This window comes from Paraburkholderia mimosarum LMG 23256 = NBRC 106338 (assembly GCF_000739815.1).
Classification (GTDB): domain Bacteria; phylum Pseudomonadota; class Gammaproteobacteria; order Burkholderiales; family Burkholderiaceae; genus Paraburkholderia; species Paraburkholderia mimosarum.
This window is the reverse complement of the sequence record NZ_BBJJ01000335.1, coordinates 1-913: the sequence shown is the minus strand read 5'-3', so window position 1 is coordinate 913 and position 913 is coordinate 1. Positions and strand designations below refer to the sequence as shown.

Annotated in this window: 1 protein-coding gene; it reads left to right on the top strand. The window is 62.3% G+C overall.

Translation table 11 applies throughout. From position 1 onward, the window contains the following. A partial coding sequence (locus BMI01S_RS37745; protein WP_042293598.1) for an MFS transporter occupies positions 1–913 on the top strand: 913 nt, incomplete at both ends.

The window sequence follows — 913 nt, the reverse complement described above, 5'->3', positions numbered from 1 at the left end:
CTTGCGTACTTCTTCAACTACCTGGATCGCACGAGCGTCGGTTTCGCGGCGTTGACGATGAATCGCGATCTTGGTTTGACCGCCACACAGTTCGGCTGGGGGGCGGGCATCATGTTCGCCGGGTACTGCGTGTTCGAGGTTCCGAGCAACCTGGCGTTGTACCGCTTCGGCGCGCGGCGCTGGCTCGCGCGAATCATGATCACGTGGGGTTTCTTCGCAGCGGCAACAGCGCTGGCCGTGGGCCCGAAGAGCTTTTATGCGATCCGGCTGCTGCTGGGCATCGGCGAGGCCGGTTTCTTTCCGGGCGTGATCTTCTTCCTCGCGGTCTGGTTTCCGGCTGGCTATCGCACACGCGTGCTCGCATGGTTCACCGTCTCCACGCCGCTGTCCTCGCTGGTGGGCGGGCCGCTCTCGGCGTGGCTGCTCCACATGGACGGCGTTCTGGGACTGGCGGGCTGGCGGTGGATGTTCATCGTTCAGGGATTGCCCGCGTGCGTGCTCGGTTTCCTGGTGCTCAAGATGCTGGCGGACAAGCCTGCCGACGCGACCTGGTTGTCCCATGACGAACGGCAAGCGCTGCAAAGCGTAACCGATCGGGAAGGCGCGTCGAGTCAGAAAAAGAAAGATTTCGTCGCGGCGTTGAAGGACGTGCGCACCTACATTCTGGCGATGATTTCTTTCGGCTTCACGATGGGCTCTTACGGCATCGGTATCTGGCTGCCCCAGATGCTGAGAAGTCATGGAATGAGCGTGACGCAGACCGGCTGGATGTCGGCCGTGCCGTACTTCTTCGCCACCATCGCATTGCTCTGGTGGGCGAAGCGAGTCGATCGTCGCGGCGGCCCGATCGGCAATCTCGCCGCAGGTCTCTTGATCGGCGCAGTCGCGCTGGGAATCTCGACGCATTTCCATC